At 40.9% G+C, this 20271-nt stretch carries 20 protein-coding genes and 2 pseudogenes; 16 read left to right on the top strand and 6 right to left on the bottom strand.

Annotated elements, in window-relative coordinates:
• Window positions 1–85: 85 nt before the first annotated feature.
• Both yidA and D8855_RS03265 read right to left on the bottom strand, forming a co-directional pair.
• Window positions 86–892: a sugar-phosphatase gene (gene yidA, locus D8855_RS03270; RefSeq protein ID WP_125415991.1), complete on the bottom strand. Its 807-nt coding sequence runs from the start codon at window positions 890–892 to the stop codon at window positions 86–88.
• A 12-nt stretch (window positions 893–904) separates the two neighbouring features.
• Window positions 905–2209, bottom strand: a complete 1305-nt coding sequence (locus D8855_RS03265) for an HD domain-containing protein (RefSeq protein ID WP_125415989.1) — start codon at window positions 2207–2209, stop codon at window positions 905–907.
• Window positions 2210–2280: 71 nt separating this feature from the next.
• On the opposite strand from D8855_RS03265, the gene D8855_RS03260 reads away from it, so the two are divergent.
• Window positions 2281–2658: a YwiB family protein gene (locus D8855_RS03260; RefSeq protein ID WP_125415986.1), complete on the top strand. Its 378-nt coding sequence runs from the start codon at window positions 2281–2283 to the stop codon at window positions 2656–2658.
• Window positions 2659–3040: 382 nt separating this feature from the next.
• Here the strand turns inward: D8855_RS03260 and D8855_RS03255 are convergent, their stop codons facing one another.
• The 3 genes from D8855_RS03255 to coaA all read right to left on the bottom strand — a co-directional run bounded on the left by D8855_RS03255 (window position 3041) and on the right by coaA (window position 4851).
• Window positions 3041–3574, bottom strand: coding sequence for a DNA topology modulation protein (locus tag D8855_RS03255; RefSeq protein ID WP_125415983.1), 534 nt, complete (start codon window positions 3572–3574; stop codon window positions 3041–3043).
• 52 nt (window positions 3575–3626) lie between these two features.
• Complete coding sequence (rpsT, locus tag D8855_RS03250; RefSeq protein ID WP_001274000.1) at window positions 3627–3863, bottom strand: 30S ribosomal protein S20; 237 nt, start codon at window positions 3861–3863, stop codon at window positions 3627–3629.
• A gap of 67 nt (window positions 3864–3930) precedes the next feature.
• Window positions 3931–4851, bottom strand: a complete 921-nt coding sequence (gene coaA / locus D8855_RS03245; protein WP_125415981.1) for a type I pantothenate kinase — start codon at window positions 4849–4851, stop codon at window positions 3931–3933.
• Between the two features lie 200 nt (window positions 4852–5051).
• On the opposite strand from coaA, the gene D8855_RS03240 reads away from it, so the two are divergent.
• From D8855_RS03240 to D8855_RS03200, 9 genes are all read left to right on the top strand, one after another.
• Window positions 5052–5456: a hypothetical protein gene (locus tag D8855_RS03240; protein WP_049486793.1), complete on the top strand. Its 405-nt coding sequence runs from the start codon at window positions 5052–5054 to the stop codon at window positions 5454–5456.
• A 205-nt stretch (window positions 5457–5661) separates the two neighbouring features.
• Window positions 5662–6252 (top strand): class I SAM-dependent methyltransferase, encoded by a 591-nt coding sequence (locus D8855_RS03235; protein WP_125415979.1) that lies wholly within the window; start codon window positions 5662–5664, stop codon window positions 6250–6252.
• Window positions 6249–7526 carry a pyrimidine-nucleoside phosphorylase gene (locus D8855_RS03230; RefSeq protein ID WP_125415977.1) on the top strand — a complete coding sequence of 426 codons (1278 nt, stop codon included), beginning with the start codon at window positions 6249–6251 and terminating at the stop codon, window positions 7524–7526. The genes D8855_RS03235 and D8855_RS03230 overlap by 4 nt, the downstream gene beginning before the upstream one ends.
• Before the next feature lie 19 nt (window positions 7527–7545).
• On the top strand, window positions 7546–8208 hold the full coding sequence (gene deoC, locus D8855_RS03225; RefSeq protein WP_125385986.1) for a deoxyribose-phosphate aldolase: 663 nt from the start codon (window positions 7546–7548) through the stop codon (window positions 8206–8208).
• Window positions 8195–8584 carry a cytidine deaminase gene (locus D8855_RS03220; protein ID WP_125415975.1) on the top strand — a complete coding sequence of 130 codons (390 nt, stop codon included), beginning with the start codon at window positions 8195–8197 and terminating at the stop codon, window positions 8582–8584. Before deoC ends, D8855_RS03220 begins: the two co-directional genes overlap by 14 nt.
• Before the next feature lie 89 nt (window positions 8585–8673).
• The gene (locus D8855_RS03215) at window positions 8674–9726 is read left to right on the top strand and encodes a BMP family lipoprotein (RefSeq protein WP_033681961.1); all 1053 of its coding nucleotides are present in this window, start codon (window positions 8674–8676) and stop codon (window positions 9724–9726) included.
• 144 nt (window positions 9727–9870) lie between these two features.
• Window positions 9871–11406 carry an ABC transporter ATP-binding protein gene (locus tag D8855_RS03210; RefSeq protein ID WP_061864071.1) on the top strand — a complete coding sequence of 512 codons (1536 nt, stop codon included), beginning with the start codon at window positions 9871–9873 and terminating at the stop codon, window positions 11404–11406.
• The gene (locus D8855_RS03205; protein ID WP_060806311.1) at window positions 11399–12457 is read left to right on the top strand and encodes an ABC transporter permease; all 1059 of its coding nucleotides are present in this window, start codon (window positions 11399–11401) and stop codon (window positions 12455–12457) included. The genes D8855_RS03210 and D8855_RS03205 overlap by 8 nt, the downstream gene beginning before the upstream one ends.
• A 2-nt stretch (window positions 12458–12459) precedes the next feature.
• On the top strand, window positions 12460–13416 hold the full coding sequence (locus tag D8855_RS03200) for an ABC transporter permease (RefSeq protein ID WP_004261501.1): 957 nt from the start codon (window positions 12460–12462) through the stop codon (window positions 13414–13416).
• A gap of 34 nt (window positions 13417–13450) precedes the next feature.
• Here the strand turns inward: D8855_RS03200 and plsY are convergent, their stop codons facing one another.
• A complete protein-coding gene (plsY, locus tag D8855_RS03195; protein ID WP_125415973.1) occupies window positions 13451–14092 on the bottom strand; it encodes a glycerol-3-phosphate 1-O-acyltransferase PlsY in 642 nt (213 codons plus the stop codon).
• A gap of 135 nt (window positions 14093–14227) precedes the next feature.
• Here plsY and parE point away from each other — a divergent pair, with 135 nt between their 5' ends.
• From parE to D8855_RS03165, 6 genes and pseudogenes are all read left to right on the top strand, one after another.
• Window positions 14228–16171: a DNA topoisomerase IV subunit B gene (gene parE, locus D8855_RS03190; RefSeq protein WP_125415972.1), complete on the top strand. Its 1944-nt coding sequence runs from the start codon at window positions 14228–14230 to the stop codon at window positions 16169–16171.
• A gap of 18 nt (window positions 16172–16189) precedes the next feature.
• Window positions 16190–17194, top strand: a complete 1005-nt coding sequence (locus D8855_RS03185; protein WP_125415970.1) for a hypothetical protein — start codon at window positions 16190–16192, stop codon at window positions 17192–17194.
• Window positions 17195–17386: 192 nt separating this feature from the next.
• Window positions 17387–18133 (top strand): annotated as a pseudogene (locus tag D8855_RS10530) (DUF6261 family protein).
• 92 nt (window positions 18134–18225) lie between these two features.
• Window positions 18226–18825, top strand: a pseudogene (gene fic, locus D8855_RS03175) (protein adenylyltransferase Fic).
• Window positions 18826–18907: 82 nt separating this feature from the next.
• Window positions 18908–19420, top strand: a complete 513-nt coding sequence (locus tag D8855_RS03170) for a hypothetical protein (protein WP_042751534.1) — start codon at window positions 18908–18910, stop codon at window positions 19418–19420.
• Window positions 19410–20258 (top strand): aminoglycoside 6-adenylyltransferase, encoded by an 849-nt coding sequence (locus D8855_RS03165; RefSeq protein ID WP_125385979.1) that lies wholly within the window; start codon window positions 19410–19412, stop codon window positions 20256–20258. Before D8855_RS03170 ends, D8855_RS03165 begins: the two co-directional genes overlap by 11 nt.
• Window positions 20259–20271: the final 13 nt, after the last annotated feature.

Genomic DNA, 20271 nt, shown 5'->3' with positions numbered 1-20271 from the left:
GATCATTTAAAAAAATGATGGTATAGAAAATTCTTGATTTGGAAAAAACCGCTCAGCTGAGCGGTTTTCGTCTATTCATACCCTTTTACAGTACCCATGTACGGATGGCATGGGCGACGCCAGATTCGTCATTTGTTTTGGTGATGTATTTGGCGATTTTTTTGATTTCTGGATTTCCGTTTTCCATGACAACGGGGTTACCAACGACTTCCAGCATGGCACGGTCGTTTTCTTCGTCACCGATAGCCATGGTTTCATCTTTGGTTAATCCGAGTTTTTCAGCTAGGTGAGTGATGGCTGAACCTTTGTCCACATTCTTTTTAAGGAGTTCGAGGTAGAAAGGAGCAGATTTGTTGATGGAGTAGCGCTCATAAAATTCGGCTGGTATCTTTTCAATCGCAACTTCAAGGATTTCTGGTTCATCGATGAACATACATTTGACAATTTCCTTGTCAGCCATTTCTTCAGGAGTGCGGTAGAAAATAGGCATGCTGACGAGGGTTGATTCGTGCACAGTGTATTTTCCGATATTGCGATTGGCTGTGTAGATGCCGTCCTTGGTAATAGCGTGCATGTGGACACCGAGCTTACGACTGAGAAATTCCATATCCAGATAATCCTCATAAGTCAAGGATTCGCTGATAATCTCATGTCCTGTAGCAGTTTCTTGGACAAGGGCACCATTGAAGGTCACAACATAGTCACCCTCGTCTCTCAACTGCAAGTCGTCCAGAAGTTTGGCAACACCTGCGATAGGGCGGCCAGTTGCAATCACGACTTTGACACCAGCTTCTTTGGCATCTTGGATGGCAGAAAAGACTTCAGGAGTAATCTCCTTTTGGCTATTGACTAGGGTTCCATCGATATCGACGGCGATTAGTTTAATACTCATAAATTTCCTCTTCTAGTTTTTATTTGGGGTAAAATGATCGTTCTCAATCAAGTGTAAAAATTGCTGGGTAATGCTTGCGAAGATGCTGTTTTGATCCAACATTTCTTTCGGGAAATAGAAACGATTATCTCCGTGGCGACTGCCAGCAAGGGATTGGACGATAGGGGACAGGCTAGAGAGTTCTGCCAGTTCACCATTTTTTTGTAAAATCTCAATCTGTGTCCGTGGATTTTCAGATTCGGGACGATAGATATCATAAGGGAGGTCAAAGTTCTTATGAATGGCAGTATAGTAGTCGGGATCAAAGCCAATGTCCTCAACCAATTTTCTCATGCTGGCGAGTTGGTCTTGGTCTTCTTGTGAAAAGGTAATGGATTTAAAGACCTTGCGGTTGACAAAGCGTTGCGACAAGTCTGCGAGAATCTTGTCAGGACTGGTCATCCAGAGCTGGAAGTAGGTATTCATCACACCATCATCCAGAGCTAGATAGTCAGACAAGGTCACATTTTTTTCAAAGAAAGGCAGGAGGTGTGGAGAAGTTCGTGAAAAGAAGTCCTTGTCCTCAGGATAGAGTTCCTTAGCCCGTTTGAGAAGGTTTTGAAGGAGGACCTCCATGGCCCGTGTTGCTGGGTGGAAATAGACCTGCATATACATCTGGTAGCGACTGAGGACGTAGTCTTCGATGGCGTGCATGCCATTGCGCTGAAAGGCGATACCATTTTCGACAGGACGAATGACTCGGAGGATGCGAGTCAGGTCAAATTCCCCATAAGATGCTCCTGTAAAATAGGAGTCGCGCAAGAGATAGTCCATACGGTCTGCATCAATCTGACTAGAAATGAGTTGCACGACCTGCTTGTTAGGATAGGTATGGTTAATGATACTAGCCACCTTTTCTGGAAAATCAGGTGCTACTTGTAGCAGAACTTGGTGAATCTCTGTCTCAGGACTTTGGATGATTTCCTGAGTAATCGCCTCATGATCTGTATCAAAGAGATGTTCAAAAGTATGGGAGTAGGCTCCATGTCCAAGGTCATGTAGAAGAGCGGCGGTCATGGTCAAGAGAGACTCGGCAGGATTCCATTCTTCAGGATATTTTTCTTCAAAAATCTCCGTGATACGTCGTGCAATTTCATAGACTCCTAGACAGTGAGAGAAGCGGCTGTGCTCCCCACCGTGGAAGGTATAACTGGAAGTTCCCAGTTGTTTGATACGACGCAAACGCTGAAATTCTTTTGTATTAATCAAGTCATAGATGATATGATTGTTGACATGGATGTAGTTGTGAACTGGGTCACGGAATACTTTTTCGTTCATATGACCATTATAGCAAAAAGCTAGAGTTTTTGGTAAAATAGTAGGACAAGAGACAAGAAAGAGGACCTGATGTGAAGATTCGGATGCGAAATACGATTCAGTTTGATGAGCAGTTGGAAGTGATTGACCAGCTTTATGATGTAGAAGTATATGAAAAGGGAGATTATAGCTACCTGCTTTTCTATAATGAAGAAAAGGAAAAAGTAGTTATTAAATTTCATGGTCAAGAGTTGGTGATGAGCCGATTTTCTAATCCCAAGACCATTATGCGCTTTCTAAAGGATAGTGATAGTTTGGCCTATATTCCTACACCCATGGGCATGCAGGAGTTTATTATCCAAACCAGTCGTTATGAAGTTGATGGGCAAAAGATTCATTTAGACTATCAACTACAAAACCAAGAGGGATATCCCTTTGCCAGCTATCAATTGGAAATTACTTGGGGCTAGGTATGACTGGGGACGAGGTTATAGCAACGAAGCTGATAAAGTTTATGAAATCAAGCTTTTCTTGCACATTTTTAGTAGCTGAAACCTTTATTTTTTCAGATTAAGGTTATAACACTCATTCCATTACCTATTATTTATGAAAGCTAAATATAATATCCGTCTTCCCTTATACTCGTTCCAAATGAGTAAAGAGGATTTGAGGACTATCGATTGTGATTATTGTATATTCAAAATCTAAAAATTGATAAAAGGGACAGTGAATGTCCCTTTTCATTTCTATAGAATTCAGAGTTTTAGATAGGATAGATTGGTAAATAATGAAGAAAATATTTTGGGGAAATAGCCCCCAAAAAGGGGATTTGTCTTCCAAATAGTACTAACATTATCCATGTTGGTTTCTCTTCTTGTTTTCGTGAGTCTTTATAAAGTAATCTATCTCCTTTTGAGACCTAAGGATAACAACTTTATCTGGATAGGTTTCTTGAACCCACTTGTAGCGTTCTTTAGCGGATTTGCTCCGCCCATCCCAGAGAATCCATCTGATAAACTCCCAATTAAATTGTTCTTGACAACCAGCTGCCATACTTTCTCTGACCTTGCCTCGGTATGTGAGATACCGTTTAAAGGCTCGAAAGAGACAGGTCAATGGGGAAAAGTTGAGAAAGATGATTTGGTCAGCTTCCTGCATTCTTTCCTCATAGAAACACCAAGAATAATTTCCATCGATGACCCAAGCTTTATGATTGGTGAGAAAGTTATTCATCTCGGTCAACATCCATTCACGGTCACTGTCTTGCCAACCGGGTTGAAATTGGAGTGTGTCCATGTGAAGTTTTGGGATGGAGTAGCAGTGAGACAACTTTTCGGCTAGAGTTGACTTACCAGCACCAGAATATCCGATAATTGCGATTTTCATTTTCTACCTTTTCCTATTTAGAGACAAAAAAACAGCCTCTATGGACTGTTTCTTATTTAGCAAGTTTAGCTGAAAGACGAGCTTTGTCGCGACTTGCTTTGTTTTTGTGAATCAAACCTTTAGTTTCTGCTTTATCGATAGCTGAGCTAGCAGCACGGAAAAGTTCTTCAGATGGGTTTGCTTCGAAAGCTTTGATAGCAGTACGCATAGCTGATTTTTGAGCTGAGTTTTTTTCGTTTTGTTTAACGTTCAATTCAGCGCGTTTGATAGCTGATTTAATGTTTGCCAATGTTCTTACCTCCATATTTACTAACTATACCATTATATCTGAAAACTTACGTTTTGACAAGGGAAAATTATTTTTTTAAGTAAATTTCATCGATTTCATGGTTCTTTGTTTTATGAAGAATCACTTCTGCACGATTTCTAGTTGGTTCAATATAATTTTGTAGATTTGTGAGATTGATACTGGTCCAGACCTGATGGGCAAAGGACTCCACTTCCCCAATCGGCATTTGAGTAAAACGATAATAGTAACTATCAGGGTCGTTTTGGGCTAGGCTCAGCATCTTCAAGAAACGGTCCAGATACCAACTCTCGATGTCATCGACTGCAGCATCAACATAGATGGAAAAGTCAAAGAAGTCAGTAATGTAGAGACGCTCGTTTTGTGGATTTTGAAAGACATTTATTCCCTCAACAATGACAAAATCAGCAGCTTTGACGCTTTGCTTTTCCTCGGGTACGATGTCGTAGACTTCATGAGAATAGACAGGAATATCTACATCTTGTCCATTTTTGATGTGATCCAGGAAGTTGAGAAGAGCTTCCATATCATAGCTTTCAGGAAATCCCTTGCGATTTAAAATCCCTTGTTCAATCAAGGTCTGGTTGGGATAGAGAAAGCCGTCAGTTGTTACCAACTCAACCCTAGCATCTGTAAGTGTACGGGACAGTAGGATTTGAAGTAGACGACTGGTTGTGGATTTTCCAACGGCAACACTCCCAGAAACCCCAATGATAAAAGGCTGGGATTTGCTTTCACGTTGAAGGAAAATCCCTTTTGAAAAGGCCAAATCATCCTTGGTACGCTTGTAAATCTGGATGAGATGGGCTAGGGGAAGATAGACATCGGTAACATCCTGCAAGCTAATCTGGTCATTAAAACTCTTGATGGATTCTAATTCCTCTTCTGTCAAAGGAGGTGTGGTTTTTCTATGTAAAGATTGCCAAGTCTGGCGGTTGATTTTTTCAAAATGTAAAAATTCGTTGGTCATTTGTTTTCCCCTAGATATTTTGTTTATCATACCATAAAAAGCTAAAAAAATAAAGCGGTTTCTTGAATGCGGTAAGTCAATAGTATATAATATAAGTAGATAGAGGATGAACAATTTATTGATGAAGTAGGAGCTACTTTCTCCTGATTTATAAGCTAATAAAGGGGGCTTTGGGATTCACAACTTATAGGAGGTGTGTCATGAAAATCTTAAAAAGTTATATATTGGAACTCTGTTTTATTTTAAGTTTTGCACTACCTTTTTTAAAAGGAGCGAATGCGGATAATGGTAGACGTTTTGTGGAAACCTATTACGGTTTTACTTTTTTGATGGAACATGCCATTGTAACAGCTGTCTTTATCTGTTCGCTCTTGATTGCTTTCTTCCTAAAAAAACGGTGGACGAAATGGCTTGCTGCTGGTAGTTATGTCTTTTTAGTTCTATGGATTGCTACAGAGGGTTATTTCTTCCGCATGTCGCTAGAAGATTTAATCCGACTTTGGACAAGTTTGGAAATCCTGACAAAAACGTATCAGTTGGGCTTTTATCTAAACATCCTGTTGGGAATTTTGTTGATAATTAAGTATCTGAAGGTTAAGCAATAGTCATAAAAATGAGCCTAATTATAGATGATAAATTTGTTGTTTTATCCTGATTATGATATTTCTAGTTCTAAATGGCTTATTATTTATAAGTGTTTAAAGAGATTGAAGAAAAGGTCTTCTTGACTAGCTTTCTTCAGTCTTTTTCGTTTTATTATCAATTTGTAAACGATTTACAATTTAAGTCAAATTATGGTAAAATAGTTTTATGAGTAAAATGTATTATGCAGAAAATCCTGACGCTGCTCACGACATTCATGAGTTGAGAGTGGACTTGTTGGGAGAAAAAATGACCTTTTTGACGGATGCGGGTGTTTTTAGCAAGAAAATGGTTGACTTCGGAAGTCAACTCTTGCTCAAGTGTCTTGAGGTCAATCAAGGAGAAACTGTCCTTGATGTAGGCTGTGGTTACGGGCCTTTGGGTTTGTCCTTAGCTAAGGCTTATGGAGTTCAGTCGACCATGGTCGATATTAATAATCGTGCCTTGGATTTGGCGCGACAAAATGCTGAACGAAATAAAATAGAAGCGACGATTTTCCAGTCCAACATCTATGAACAAGTTGAAGGCACATTTGACCATGTCATTTCCAATCCTCCTATCCGTGCGGGCAAGCAAGTGGTTCATGAAATCATTGAGAAAAGTAAAGATTTCTTGGAAACTGGTGGAGATTTAACAATCGTTATCCAGAAAAAACAAGGGGCTCCAAGCGCCAAGTCAAAGATGGAGGAAGTGTTTGGCAATTGTGAAATCGTCAAAAAAGATAAGGGATATTATATCCTTAGAAGTGTGAAAGAATGAGAGCAGTTGATTTAATCCAAAAGAAACGAGATGGTCAAGAACTGACTTCGAGTGAAATTGAATGGTTAGTTGAAGGCTATGTGTCAGGAACTGTCCCTGATTATCAGATGTCTGCCTTTGCTATGGCTGTCTATTTCAAAGGGATGACGACTCGAGAAATCTCTGACCTAACTATGAAGATGGTCAAGACAGGGCAAGAGTTTGATTTATCAGCTATTGATGGGGTTAAGGTTGACAAGCATTCTACGGGTGGTGTTGGTGACAAGGTGACCTTGATTTTGGCTCCCCTTGTTGCTAGCTTCGGTGTGCCTGTGGCAAAAATGAGTGGTCGTGGTCTCGGCCATACAGGCGGAACAATTGATAAATTGGAGTCCATTAAGGGTTATCAAGTAGAACGTAGTCAAGAGGATTTCATTAATCAAGTGCAGGATATTGGAGTATCTGTCATTGGGCAATCAGACCAGCTGGTCAAAGCGGATAAGCTTCTCTACGCCCTTCGTGATGTGACCGCAACTGTCGACACGATTCCTTTGATCGCGAGTTCGGTGATGAGCAAGAAAATTGCGGCAGGGGCGGATGCTATTTTGCTAGACGTGACTGTCGGTGAGGGTGCCTTCATGAAGACGGTTGATGAGGCGCGTGAATTGGCTCAAACCATGGTGGATCTTGGTAAGGCTGTTGGCCGGAAGACGGTAGCAGTGATTACGGATATGAGTCAGCCATTGGGACGAGCGATTGGAAATCGTCTGGAGATCCTTGAAGCACTGGAGATTTTACAAGGTCAAGGCCGCCAGGATATTACCCACTTCATCTGTGAATTGGCTCAAATTATGCTTGGTTTGGCTAATGTGAACAAGACAGTGGAAGAAGTTCGCCAACATCTTGACAATGGTAAGGCACTGGCTAAGTTTGAGGAAATGGTCCAAGCCCAAGGTGGAGATTTAGAAGAGTTGTATCGTCCTGTAAATGTAGCCCATGTAGTGGAAATCCCTGCTCAGGAAACGGGTGTCATTTCAGCTCTTCCAGCCATGGAATTTGGACTTTATGCTATGAGACTGGGGGCAGGCCGTGCAGTCAAGTCTGATGTCTTGGACTATGAAACAGGAATTGTTTTTGAAAAGAAAGTTGGAGATTCCGTTCAAAAGGGAGAAATTGTTGCAAAAGTATACACAAATGGAAAAATTTCTCCTCAGCTAGTTACAGATTTTCAAAAATATGTTAAAATAAATGATAGTGTGCAAAGTTTACGAGAAATCATAGAAATAATCTCATAAACTGCAGGAGAATCCGAATATGAAATTGAATAAATATATCGATCATACACTTTTGAAACAAGATGCGACAGTAAATCAAATTGATTGTTTGTTGTCTGAAGCTAGAGAGTATGATTTTGCCAGTGTTTGCGTTAATCCGACCTGGGTTGAACATACTAAAAAAGGGCTTGAAGGCACAGATGTCAAGGTCTGCACAGTAGTAGGTTTCCCCCTGGGAGCAACAACTTCAACTGTGAAAGCTTTTGAAACCAAGGAAGCTATCCAAAATGGTGCAGATGAGATTGATATGGTGATCAATGTTGGAGCTCTCAAAACAGGTAATCTTGATTTGGTTGAGTCGGATATTCTCGCAGTAGTAGAAGCAAGTGGTGACAAGTTAGTGAAAGTCATTATTGAAGCTTGCCTTCTGACAGACCAAGAAAAAGTTGTAGCCTGCCAATTAGCTCAAAAAGCTGGAGCTGATTTTGTTAAAACATCTACTGGCTTTTCAACTGGTGGTGCGACGGTAGCAGATGTTAGATTAATGCGTGAAACAGTTGGTCCTGATATGGGTGTCAAGGCTGCTGGGGGAGCTCGTTCTTATGCAGATGCTCTTGCATTTGTAGAAGCAGGGGCGACCCGTATCGGAACTTCAGCTGGGGTAGCCATTTTAAAAGGAGAATTGGCTGATGGCGACTACTGAGTTGATTGAACTAGCAATTGAAACCAGCAAGAAAGCCTATGTGCCCTATTCTCATTTTCCAGTCGGAGCTGTTTTAGTGGCAAAAGACGGAAGTGTTTACACGGGAGTGAATATCGAAAATGCTAGCTATCCTTTGACAAACTGTGGAGAGCGTACAGCGATTTTTAAAGCAGTTTCCGAAGGACAAAGAGAGTTTTCAGAATTGATTGTCTATGGAGAGACTGAAAAACCAATCTCACCATGTGGTGCTTGTCGCCAAGTAATGGTCGAATTTTTTGAACAAGATCTAAAAGTGACCTTAGTCGCAAAAGATAAATCGACGGTCGAGATGACGGTCGGGGAGTTACTTCCATACTCTTTTACAGACTTAAACTAGTCTGAGTCGCTCTCTGAGTGGCACGGTCCTTGTGACCAACAAATCCATACTTGCAACATCGTTGCACATCTTATTTAGGAGGTTCAGTAATGAACAAGAAACAATGGCTAGGCCTTGGTCTAGTTGCAGTGGCAGCAGTTGGACTTGCTGCATGTGGTAACCGCTCTTCTCGTAATGCAGCTTCATCTTCTGATGTGAAGACAAAAGCAGCAATCGTCACTGATACTGGTGGTGTTGATGACAAATCATTCAACCAATCAGCTTGGGAAGGTTTGCAAGACTGGGGTAAAGAACACAATCTTTCAAAAGATAAAGGTTTTACTTACTTCCAATCAACAAGTGAAGCTGACTACGCTAACAACTTGCAACAAGCGGCTGGAAGTTACAACCTAATCTTCGGTGTTGGTTTTGCCCTTCACAATGCGGTTGAAGAAGCAGCAAAAGACCACTCTGACTTGAACTATGTCTTGATTGATGATGTGATTAAAGATCAAAAGAATGTTGCTAGTGTAACATTTGCCGATAACGAAGCTGCTTACCTTGCGGGTGTTGCAGCGGCTAAAACAACTAAAACAAAACAAGTTGGTTTTGTAGGTGGTATTGAGTCTGAAGTTATCTCACGTTTTGCAGCTGGATTTAAAGCTGGTGTTGAGTCAGTAGATCCATCTATCAAAGTACAAGTTGACTATGCTGGTTCATTTGGTGATGCTGCTAAAGGTAAAACAATTGCAGCAGCACAATACGCAGCTGGTGCAGACGTTGTTTATCAAGCAGCAGGTGGAACAGGTGCTGGTGTCTTTGCAGAAGCAAAATCACTCAACGAAAGCCGTCCTGAAAATGAAAAAGTTTGGGTTATCGGTGTTGACCGTGACCAAGTAGCAGAAGGTAAGTACACTTCTAAAGATGGCAAAGAATCAAACTTCGTTCTTGTATCTACTTTGAAACAAGTTGGTACAACTGTAAAAGATATTGCTAACAAAGCAGAAAAAGGTGAATTCCCTGGCGGTCAAGTGATCGTTTACTCATTGAAAGATAAAGGGGTTGACTTGGCAGTAACAAACCTTTCAGAAGAAGGTAAAAAAGCTGTTGAAGATGCTAAAGCTAAAATCCTTGATGGAAGCGTAAAAGTTCCTGAAAAATAATGGATGGAAGTCATTTCTTAGGGAAGCGGCCCTCGGCCGCTTTTTTAAGAGTTGAGACAAAGTCATTTTGTCTCAGTAAAGCTTGCTACTAGATAAAATAGCAAGTTTTATTGAAATAAAATAAGACTCTGAAAGGAAGAGCACATGGCACACGAAAATGTCATTGAGATGCGTGATATTACCAAGGTGTTTGGTGAATTTGTTGCCAACGACAAAATCAACCTGCACCTACGAAAAGGTGAAATTCATGCACTTTTAGGAGAAAATGGGGCTGGTAAGTCCACGCTCATGAACATGTTAGCAGGGCTTCTTGAACCAACTAGTGGTGAAATTGTGGTCAACGGTCAAGTTGTCAATCTCGATTCACCATCTAAAGCGGCTAGCTTGGGAATCGGAATGGTTCACCAGCACTTTATGTTGGTAGAAGCCTTCACAGTGGCTGAAAACATCATTTTAGGTAGTGAATTAACTAAAAATGGTGTATTAGATATCGCTGGAGCTAGCCAAGAAATCAAGGCTCTTTCTGAGCGTTATGGCTTAGCTGTGGATCCTTCTGCCAAGGTGGCAGACATCTCAGTTGGAGCCCAACAACGTGTAGAAATTTTAAAAACCCTTTATCGAGGAGCTGATATCCTTATCTTTGACGAACCAACGGCCGTTTTGACTCCATCAGAAATTGATGAGTTGATGGCTATTATGAAAAATCTTGTCAAAGAAGGGAAATCAATTATCTTGATTACCCACAAGTTGGACGAGATTCGCGCAGTTTCTGACCGTGTTACAGTTATCCGTCGTGGGAAATCAATTGAAACTGTCGAAATTGCAGGGGCTACCAATGCTGATTTGGCGGAAATGATGGTAGGTCGTTCTGTTTCCTTTAAAACCGAGAAGCAAGCCTCTCAACCAAAAGAAGTGGTCTTGTCTATCAAAGATTTGGTGGTCAATGAAAACCGCGGTGTCCCAGCTGTTAAAAATCTGTCCTTGGATGTTCGTGCTGGAGAGATTGTTGGTATTGCAGGGATTGATGGAAATGGTCAGTCTGAACTCATTCAAGCCATTACAGGTCTTCGCAAGGTTGAATCTGGAAGCATCGAGCTAAAAGGAGATTCAATTGTAGGTTTGCACCCACGACAAATTACAGAACTAAGTGTTGGGCACGTTCCAGAAGACCGTCACCGTGATGGCTTGATTTTGGAAATGATGATTTCTGAAAATATTGCCCTTCAAACCTACTACAAAGAACCACATAGTAAAAATGGAATTTTGAACTATTCAAATATTACTTCTTATGCTAAAAAGTTAATGGAAGAATTTGATGTTCGTGCTGCCAGTGAATTTGTTCCTGCAGCTGCACTTTCAGGAGGAAATCAACAAAAAGCAATTATTGCTCGTGAAATTGATCGTGATCCTGATCTCCTTATCGTCAGCCAGCCAACTCGTGGGTTGGATGTTGGAGCCATTGAATATATCCACAAACGCTTGATTGAAGAGCGTGATAATGGGAAGGCTGTCCTTGTTGTCAGCTTTGAGTTGGATGAGATTTTAAACGTCTCAGACCGTATTGCCGTTATCCACGATGGTAAGATTCAAGGTATTGTATCACCAGAAACAACCAATAAACAAGAACTTGGTGTCTTGATGGCTGGTGGAAACTTGGGAAAGGAGAAGAGTGATGTCTAAAAAATTACAACAAATTTCGGTTCCCTTGATTTCTGTCTTCCTAGGAATTTTACTCGGAGCCATTGTTATGTGGATCTTCGGTTATGATGCTATTTGGGGCTACGAAGAATTGTTCTATACAGCCTTCGGTAGTCTACGCGGTATTGGAGAAATCTTCCGTGCTATGGGGCCTCTGGTCTTGATTGGTCTGGGTTTTGCCGTTGCCAGTCGTGCAGGTTTCTTTAACGTCGGGCTTCCTGGTCAGGCCTTGGCTGGTTGGATTCTCAGTGGTTGGTTTGCCTTGTCTCATCCAGATATGCCACGTCCCTTGATGATTCTAGCGACTATCGTGATTGCTCTGATTGCTGGTGGAATTGTCGGAGCGATTCCAGGTATTCTGAGGGCCTATCTAGGGACGTCAGAGGTTATCGTAACCATCATGATGAACTACATTGTATTGTATGTAGGAAATGCCTTTATCCATGCCTTTCCTAAAGACTTCATGCAAAGTACAGATTCGACCATTCGTGTTGGAGCTAATGCAACCTATCAGACACCTTGGTTAGCTGAGTTGACTGGTAACTCACGGATGAATATCGGTATTTTCTTTGCTCTCATTGCCGTTGCAGTCATTTGGTTTATGCTCAAGAAAACAACCCTTGGTTTTGAAATCCGTGCGGTTGGTCTTAATCCACATGCTTCAGAATATGCTGGTATTTCTGCCAAACGAACGATTATACTATCAATGATTATCTCAGGTGCCTTGGCTGGTCTTGGTGGAGCTGTTGAAGGTCTGGGAACCTTCCAGAACGTTTATGTTCAGGGGTCGTCATTAGCTGTCGGATTTAACGGGATGGCGGTTAGTCTGCTTGCGGCCAACTCACCAATTGGTATTCTCTTTGCAGCCTTCCTATTTGGTGTTCTCCAAGTTGGAGCCCCTGGTATGAATGCGGCGCAGGTACCGTCTGAGCTTGTCAGCATTGTAACAGCGTCTATTATCTTCTTTGTCAGTGTTCATTACCTTATCGAACGCTTTGTCAAACCGAAAAAACAAGTTAAAGGAGGTAAGTAAAGATGTCTATTACAACCTTGCTCACCCTCTTGGTGTCTTCTATGCTGATTTACTCAGCGCCCCTCATCTTTACAAGTATCGGTGGTGTTTTCTCTGAACGTGGTGGTGTGGTAAACGTCGGTCTTGAAGGAATTATGGTTATGGGTGCCTTTTCTGGAGTTGTCTTTAACCTTGAATTTGCTGAACAATTTGGAGCAGCAACTCCATGGCTATCCTTGCTTGTAGCAGGATTGGTTGGAGGCCTCTTCTCTATCATCCACGCAGCAGCAACGGTTCATTTCCGTGCAGACCATGTTGTCAGCGGTACGGTATTGAACTTGATGGCGCCTGCCTTGGCTGTTTTCTTAGTGAAAGTTCTTTATAACAAAGGACAAACCGACAACCTAAGTCAGACTTTTGGACGCTTTGATTTCCCAGTCTTGGCAAATATTCCAGTGATTGGTGATATCTTCTTCAAGTCAACTAGTCTGCTAGGTTATATCGCGATTGCCTTCTCATTCTTTGCTTGGTTTATCCTCTTCAAGACCCGTTTTGGTCTTCGTCTCCGCTCTGTAGGTGAACACCCTCAAGCAGCTGATACCTTGGGAATCAATGTCTACAAGATGAGATATTTAGGGGTTATTATTTCAGGTTTTCTAGGTGGAATTGGCGGAGCGATTTATGCTCAATCCATCTCAGTTAACTTCTCGGTAACAACTATTGTTGGACCTGGATTTATTGCACTTGCTGCGATGATCTTCGGAAAATGGAATCCAATCGGAGCCATGCTATCTAGTCTCTTCTTTGGACTTTCACAAAGTTTGGCTGTTATCGGATCTCAATTGCCGTTCCTACAAGGTGTGCCTGCGGTTTATCTTCAAATCGCACCTTATGTTTTGACCATTCTTGTCTTAGCAGCCTTCTTTGGAAAAGCGGTAGCACCAAAAGCAGATGGTATCAACTATATCAAATCAAAATAAGCATACAAAAAAACGTCAGTACAGAACTGGCGTTTTATTTTTTAGGATGTTGGTGACTTAGGTTCAATCCCCAAGGGACCAAATTTTCAGTTTTATTTTTGATACGAGCGATATTGTCCTTATGACGAATGATAATCAAGCTAGCAAGTGCTAGGATAATAGCGATGAAGAGAGGGTCATAGTTGCTCAGGATAAAACCAAAAAGTGGAAAGAGTAGAACTCCGATGACAGCCGCGACAGATGCTGTGACACTAGATAGCGAAATCATGCTACCAAGATAGAGGGTTCCAAAGAAAACAACTGCTAGGTATAGACAGAAGACAGGCGCAAATCCGAAAACTACTCCAGCACTGGTTGCGACAGCCTTGCCTCCCTTAAATCCTGCAAAGATAGGGAAGGTATGGCCAATAACAGCCAAAAGTCCAAAGATGAGAGGCGAAACGCCTTGCAGATGAAACATAATCGGAAGAAGTGTTGCTAGGGTTCCTTTGAAAAAGTCAATCACAAAGGTTGCCATACCAGCTTTCTTGCCTAAAATGCGGAAAGTATTGGTTGTTCCAGTATTGCCAGAACCATGTTCACGCAGATTTGTTTGAAAGAAAACTTGTCCAATCCATAGACCAGACGGAATCGAACCCAGCAGATAGGCTAGGATTAATAAAACTATTGTAATCATAATCCTATTATATCATGAAATGGAGAAGAAAGGCAGAGAATCTCTTCTGAAATTGTCACACCGGAGAAAGAAAAATTTTGCAAAATCCTTGGAAAACCTGTAGAATAGTAAAGATGAACGAATAGGAGGTTCCTTGTGTCAAAAAAGGAAATCAATATTAACAATTATAATGATGATGCCATTCAGGTGCTAGAAGGGTTGGATGCGGTCCGAAAACGTCCAGGGATGTATATTGGATCGACCGATGGTGCTGGTCTCCACCACCTAGTCTGGGAAATCGTCGATAATGCAGTCGATGAAGCCTTGTCTGGATTTGGTGACCGTATTGATGTAACCATCAATAAAGATGGCAGTTTAACGGTTCAAGACCACGGACGTGGGATGCCGACTGGTATGCACGCGATGGGAATCCCAACGGTTGAGGTTATCTTTACTATTCTCCACGCTGGAGGAAAATTTGGTCAAGGTGGTTATAAGACATCAGGTGGTCTCCACGGGGTGGGTTCTTCCGTTGTTAATGCCCTATCTAGTTGGCTGGAGGTTGAAATCACCCGTGATGGTGCAGTTTACAAGCAACGTTTTGAAAATGGTGGCAAACCTGTCACGACTTTGAAGAAAATCGGTACAGCGCCTAAGTCTAAGACAGGTACCAAGGTTACGTTTATGCCTGATGCGACGATCTTTTCTACGATAGACTTCAAGTACAATACCATTTCAGAACGCCTCAATGAGTCAGCCTTTCTCTTGAAAAATGTGACCTTGTCTTTAACGGACAAGCGAACAGATGAAGCGATTGAGTTCCACTATGAAAATGGGGTGCAGGACTTTGTTTCTTATCTGAACGAAGACAAGGAGACCTTGACGCCGGTTCTTTACTTTGAAGGGGAAGACAATGGGTTCCAAGTGGACGTGGCCCTCCAGTACAATGATGGATTTTCAGATAACATTCTATCCTTTGTCAATAACGTTCGTACCAAGGACGGTGGAACGCACGAGACAGGACTCAAGTCTGCCATTACCAAGGTCATGAATGACTATGCGCGTAAGACGGGGCTTCTCAAGGAAAAAGATAAAAACCTTGAAGGGTCAGACTATCGTGAGGGACTAGCGGCCGTTCTTTCTATCTTGGTTCCTGAAGAACACCTCCAGTTTGAAGGACAGACCAAGGATAAACTAGGAAGCCCTCTGGCTCGTCCCGTTGTGGATGGAATTGTGGCGGATAAGTTGACCTTTTTCCTTATGGAAAATGGTGAATTGGCTTCTAACCTCATCCGCAAGGCTATTAAGGCCCGTGATGCTCGTGAAGCAGCACGTAAGGCGCGTGATGAGAGCCGAAATGGTAAGAAAAATAAAAAAGACAAGGGTTTGTTGTCAGGTAAATTAACACCTGCCCAGTCTAAGAATCCAGCTAAGAATGAACTCTATCTAGTCGAGGGAGATTCTGCCGGAGGTTCTGCCAAACAAGGCCGTGACCGCAAGTTCCAGGCTATTCTACCTCTTCGTGGTAAGGTTATCAATACAGCCAAGGCCAAAATGGCGGATATCCTCAAAAATGAAGAAATTAACACCATGATTTATACCATCGGTGCGGGTGTCGGAGCAGACTTTTCTATTGAGGATGCTAACTATGACAAAATCATTATCATGACTGATGCGGATACCGACGGTGCCCACATCCAAACACTTCTTTTGACTTTCTTTTATCGCTACATGCGTCCGCTAGTTGAGGCAGGCCATGTCTATATCGCCCTTCCGCCTCTTTACAAGATGTCCAAAGGTAAAGGCAAGAAAGAAGAAGTGGCCTACGCATGGACAGACGGAGAACTTGAAGAACTCCGCAAGCAGTTCGGTAAAGGCGCAACACTCCAACGCTACAAGGGGCTTGGAGAGATGAATGCAGACCAACTCTGGGAAACAACCATGAACCCAGAAACTCGTACCCTAATCCGTGTTACGATTGAAGACTTAGCACGCGCAGAACGCCGCGTCAATGTCCTCATGGGTGATAAGGTCGAACCACGTCGTAAGTGGATCGAAGACAATGTCAAGTTTACGCTGGAAGAAGCGACGGTGTTTTAGTATAGTATAGGAAATATTATGGCGAGACAGAATTATTTTGAGTTTATTAAAGGTATGCGCTTTGATGCTAAGAAAGAAATAGACATAGTAAAAAAAATACTGCAAGAAGATATCTATATAAAAAATTATAAAACTAATCTTCAAGAATTTTTTTCCGATGGATATAAAAAGTATTATCCAGTGGAGAAGAAAGGACAGCATGTTACATTTGAAGAAAAATTTACAGTCATTTACCAACGTTTTACCAGTGTTGATTGCCTTTATACTGTTTTTGAATTTATTTTAGATTTATATTCAGAAATAATAAATAAAGATAAATTTGCAATAAACTATGTGACGTCTAAAGAACTTGAAGAAATAGATGATTATTCAGATTATACTCCTGAAACTGAGGAACAATTTGAAATCTGGGCAGAAGTTAGAGATCATACTTCTCTAATGGATCAATACGAAAAATTATGTGAAAGATTAGAGTATTCTTTAGATAAAACAAATCATGAATTGATTACTTTAGATAGTGGTAATAGAATCATCGTTGAAAAGAATGTTTATGCCTCGGAAGTTTCTCAGATTGTATCTGAAACTAGTATTGAAGATGCGATAAAGGTTTTAGAATATAATCATTTTTTAAATAAAGGAAATATTCAGCGTAAGAAAGAAATACTTCTTTCTTTAGCAGGCTATTTGGAGCCTTATCTCAAAAAATTTGATGATCCTGAAAAACTACCTAAAGAATTAAAGGGAATTTATAATGAACTAAAAATAGTGTTACAAACAAAAGGGGCTGACACGGATAAGAAAGGTAACCAGATTCCTAAGAAAATTGCTGTTTTTGATAATCTTTCTGAGATGTATAACAAAGGAGGGTTAAGACATAACAACGATAAGCAATATCATCTCGATATGAATGATGAGGAATTGGAACAATGGTATGATAATATTTATTCTTCAACCTTGTTTGTGATTCTCAGTCTGGAGATGGGAAAAAATTTATCTAAGTTGAATGAATTGAAAAAGAAATGATTTCATCCTATACTAAGAATTACCTTCCCCACCCCTAGACAAGAAATTCCACATGAAGAATTTCTTGTCTAGGAGTAAAAAACTAAATCACACATGTGTGATTTGAATTTTTAGAGCAAAACCCGAACGTTTACATGTGTTCTGAGCGGTTTTGCGGCAAAAGATTAAAAAAAATGAAGAAGGAGGAGTTTTATGAAAAAAGAATATGGAATCACAAGTTTAACTGTACGCAATTTAGAAAACAACGAATTCTTCCAACTTCTATCTGAGAGTAAGGACGAGTTAGGGGCTTTTACAAAATCCAATAAGTCTGAGCAGGTTTATGTAACGAAGCTTGGGGATATGGAAAAACTTCTTGAGACCTTGCAAGCTGGTTTGCACCGTTTCAAGGCTAGTCAAACGGTGGCTAGTCTGGAAGCCTCTGATCGTGAGCGCGATGATGCGCTTTCTACCTTGACTAGCTTGGTCAAGGCCTTCTCTCGTGTCAAAGAGGCAGGTAGCAAGGAAGCTTACAACAAACTCAACAAACTTTTCAAAAATTATGCTGGGCTAATGAGTATGAGCTACGAAAAAGAGACAGAAGCTATTAACCATTTGCTAAAGGAGCTAAAAGATACTGACTACCAAACTGCCCTTTCAACCCTGCATTTGAAAACTCATGTAGAAACCTTAACAAAGGCGTAGGCTCAGTTTGAAAAAGCCTATAAGGAGCGCCTGGCTGAGCAAAAAGGAAAGGTACCTAGTCAAAATAAGGAAGTTCGTGCGAAACTGCAAGAAATCTATGATTTCCTTGTGGATTTTACTGCAATCAACGCCTATGCTTATCCAGATAAGACGCAGTATGCTGATCTCCGTGACTATCTCAACGCTATCCGTAGTCGCTATAAAAAATTGACACCAAAGAAAAGCAAGCAAGAAGCAGTAGCTGAGGAAAAGTAGCTTTCTTCTGAAGAAGTCCCTCACAGATAGACGAGCTTTTGTAACATAAGGCGAAGTTTTGAACTTCTAAAAGAATAGAAATGGGAACAAACATGGTATGGGAAAATAAACTAGGCATTACAAACTCAGCCCAGTTGGCAGATGTAGAAGAAAAACTGACAAAAAAACAAGCCACCCTGCTTTTTCAGACAGGAGCTTTGTTCAAGATGGAAGTTGGCACTTTTTCAGGGCTGTCCGCTATTCACCATTATCTCTTTTCGGTCATCTATGATTTCGCTGGAAAATTCCGTGATGTCAATAGTGCAAAGGATAACTTTCAATTTGCCACCCGTATTTTTTAGAGCAATCCTTACAGTATCCTGACAAACTTCCTCATGACAATTTTGATTAAGTGATTGATAAGTACGCGGATATGAATATTGCCATCCTTTCCGTGAGGGGAATGGACGTGCCATGCGGATTTGGCTAGATTGTATGCTTCGTCAGAAGCGGAGAAAGTGGTAGATTGGAACGCCATTGATAAGGATGAATACCTGAATGCCATGAAGCGTAGTGGAGTGTAGACTGGAGAACTTAAGTATCTCCTCCTCGATAATCTGACGGATGACCTCACTCAGGCCCGTTTCTTTAAGGGTGTGGATGCTTCATATTATTACGAAGGGTACAGCCTTTACCAGACAGGGGAGTTATAAAGTTCAAGTAAAGGTGATGATTATCTTTTTTAGGGAAACAAACGCTAAAACTATTGGAGGTGCAGGATTGATTACGTTATTAATGATACCTTTTTTCCTCATTCTCTTGGCTATTTTTGGAATTATATATGACTTAATGACCAGTAAAGGTAGAAAAGAGTGTGCTCGCACAGTATCCTTATTTATATTGAACATCCTCACTATTGGTATCTGTCTATTAGATCTACCCATGGAAAGTAAACCATACTCAGGAATAGGGTTTATCTTATTTTATGCACTTGCTTTCACCCCTTTGATGATTGTTTTCTCACTATATACCCTCTATAGGATTGGAAAACATTATAGGTATTTTAAGAGTAAGTTCGCTATAATACTTCGCTTCAATGCCAGTTTACTTTTCCTCCTTTCGTTAGTGAATCTATTTGTGTTATGGAGAATTTTTAAAACATATCGTAGAAACGATATTACTTTACTTTATTTTATTTTAATCGTTTTAGGAATTGGTTCGACTTTCCAATTGATAGTAGGAGAACTTGAGAAGAAAAGAATACGAATCCTTCAGAAACAAGAGGAGCTAGACAGTTATGAAAAATAACTTAATTAAAGATAGGTGCAGAAAATACAGAAATCAAGAGCAAATGCTGAGATTGATTTTACAGGTGCCCGAAAATATACAAGTAGAAGCTGTTGCCATGTCTGGTTCACGAACTGATACAAAAGCACTAAAAGATGAGTTTCAAGATTATGATGTTGTTTATGTCGTGGACGATTTAGATAATCTGACGAGAGACCTTTCTTGGTTGGACCGGTTTGGCAAACGTATCATTGAGCAAGAGGTTACTCTGGGACATCGCCGTCTTTATCTCATGCTTTTTGAAGATGGTAATCGCATTGATCTAACCCTCTGTCCTAAAGAAGACATCAACGAGTGGGTGGATAGCGAGGCTTGCTTCACAGTTTTAGTAGATGATAAGGGCTTGTTTGAATCCTATTCTCCCAGTCCTCAGCGTTTCTGGATACATCCAGCTAGTGAGACGGATTTTAAAAAAGCCTGCAATGAATTTTGGTGGGTGTCAGCTTACGTGGTTAAAGGAATCTGTCGCCATCAAGTCATCTATGCGACGGACCATCTCTATGGAATCTGCCAACAAGAATTGCTCAAGCTTTTAGCTTGGCAAGTGGCAGCAGATAAGGGAACGGTCGATGTTGGCAAGAACTACAAGTGTCTCTTTAACTATATGTCTGCTGAGAAAGAGAAGGAATTCTCAAATCTGCTGGATTTTTCAAGTGTAGAGAAACTTACTCATTCATTGTTTGCTACGATGGACCTTTTCCACAGAGAAGCTCAAATCCTTGCTCAAAAGATGGGCTTTGACTATTATAAGAAAGTAGCTGAGAAGATGATTGAGTATGCTGAGGAAAGGTTAAGCTAGTATGCTAGATTAT

Origin of the sequence: Streptococcus mitis (assembly GCF_003942685.1) — a bacterium.
Lineage (GTDB): Bacteria > Bacillota > Bacilli > Lactobacillales > Streptococcaceae > Streptococcus > Streptococcus mitis_CD.
Note: the sequence above shows the minus strand (reverse complement) of the source record. Positions and strands in the feature narration are given on the sequence as shown.

Bases quoted from the DNA above. Each gene is read 5' to 3' on its own strand.
- yidA (WP_125415991.1), bottom strand. From the start codon at position 892: ATGAGTATTAAACTAATCGCCGTCGATATCGATGGAACCCTAGTCAAT.
- D8855_RS03265 (WP_125415989.1), bottom strand. From the start codon at position 2,209: ATGAACGAAAAAGTATTCCGTGACCCAGTTCACAACTACATCCATGTC.
- D8855_RS03255 (WP_125415983.1), bottom strand. From the start codon at position 3,574: ATGAAAATCGCAATTATCGGATATTCTGGTGCTGGTAAGTCAACTCTA.
- coaA (WP_125415981.1), bottom strand. From the start codon at position 4,851: ATGACCAACGAATTTTTACATTTTGAAAAAATCAACCGCCAGACTTGG.
- D8855_RS03240 (WP_049486793.1), top strand. From the start codon at position 5,052: ATGAAAATCTTAAAAAGTTATATATTGGAACTCTGTTTTATTTTAAGT.
- D8855_RS03235 (WP_125415979.1), top strand. From the start codon at position 5,662: ATGAGTAAAATGTATTATGCAGAAAATCCTGACGCTGCTCACGACATT.
- D8855_RS03230 (WP_125415977.1), top strand. From the start codon at position 6,249: ATGAGAGCAGTTGATTTAATCCAAAAGAAACGAGATGGTCAAGAACTG.
- deoC (WP_125385986.1), top strand. From the start codon at position 7,546: ATGAAATTGAATAAATATATCGATCATACACTTTTGAAACAAGATGCG.
- D8855_RS03220 (WP_125415975.1), top strand. From the start codon at position 8,195: ATGGCGACTACTGAGTTGATTGAACTAGCAATTGAAACCAGCAAGAAA.
- D8855_RS03215 (WP_033681961.1), top strand. From the start codon at position 8,674: ATGAACAAGAAACAATGGCTAGGCCTTGGTCTAGTTGCAGTGGCAGCA.
- D8855_RS03210 (WP_061864071.1), top strand. From the start codon at position 9,871: ATGGCACACGAAAATGTCATTGAGATGCGTGATATTACCAAGGTGTTT.
- D8855_RS03205 (WP_060806311.1), top strand. From the start codon at position 11,399: ATGTCTAAAAAATTACAACAAATTTCGGTTCCCTTGATTTCTGTCTTC.
- D8855_RS03200 (WP_004261501.1), top strand. From the start codon at position 12,460: ATGTCTATTACAACCTTGCTCACCCTCTTGGTGTCTTCTATGCTGATT.
- plsY (WP_125415973.1), bottom strand. From the start codon at position 14,092: ATGATTACAATAGTTTTATTAATCCTAGCCTATCTGCTGGGTTCGATT.
- D8855_RS03185 (WP_125415970.1), top strand. From the start codon at position 16,190: ATGGCGAGACAGAATTATTTTGAGTTTATTAAAGGTATGCGCTTTGAT.
- D8855_RS03170 (WP_042751534.1), top strand. From the start codon at position 18,908: ATGATACCTTTTTTCCTCATTCTCTTGGCTATTTTTGGAATTATATAT.
- D8855_RS03165 (WP_125385979.1), top strand. From the start codon at position 19,410: ATGAAAAATAACTTAATTAAAGATAGGTGCAGAAAATACAGAAATCAA.